1 protein-coding gene is annotated in these 615 nt (G+C 33.8%); it reads right to left on the minus strand.

What is annotated here, in order from left to right; all coding sequences use genetic code 11:
* Nucleotides 1-615, minus strand: a 615-nt coding sequence (locus FUA24_RS04905) for an FAD-dependent oxidoreductase (RefSeq protein ID WP_187388172.1), incomplete at both ends; no start/stop codon positions are given.

Consider the following 615-nt stretch of genomic DNA (forward strand, 5'->3'; position numbering starts at 1 on the left):
CTGCAGATGTTATTCCGAATAACTGATTGTTAAATTCAGCAATTTCACCTATGGCAAAAATATTAGGATTTGAAGATTGCATGTGCTGATTTACAATAACGCCTCTACCACATTTAATACCATTTTCTTTAGCTATTTCAATATTTGGCCTTGTACCTATGGCATATACAATGGCATTGGCTGTAAATATTTTTCCACTTTTTAAGCTTATACTTAATTCACCTGTATCGTCATCATCAAACACCGTACTAACTTCATTATCAAAATAAATTTGAATACCACGTTCTTGTACATCTAAGGCTAGTAATTTACTAGAAACCTTATCTAATTGACGCTCCATTAAACGTGATGCTCTTTGTATAATGGTTATTTTTACATTTTTATGTTTTAAGGCCGCTGCCAACTCTAAACCTAATAAACCACCACCAACTATAGCCACATGCTGTTCTTCAGGCGGCAAACCTGTAGCATCTAAATACGCTTTAAATTTATCTGCATCAATTTTATTGCGCATGGTAAAACGCCCAGGCAAATCTATTTGTACATCTTTAGGTATAAAAGCTCTACTTCCGGTTGCTAAAATTAGTTTATTGTATGTATGTGTTATACCGTTAC

This window comes from Seonamhaeicola marinus, from assembly GCF_008085455.1.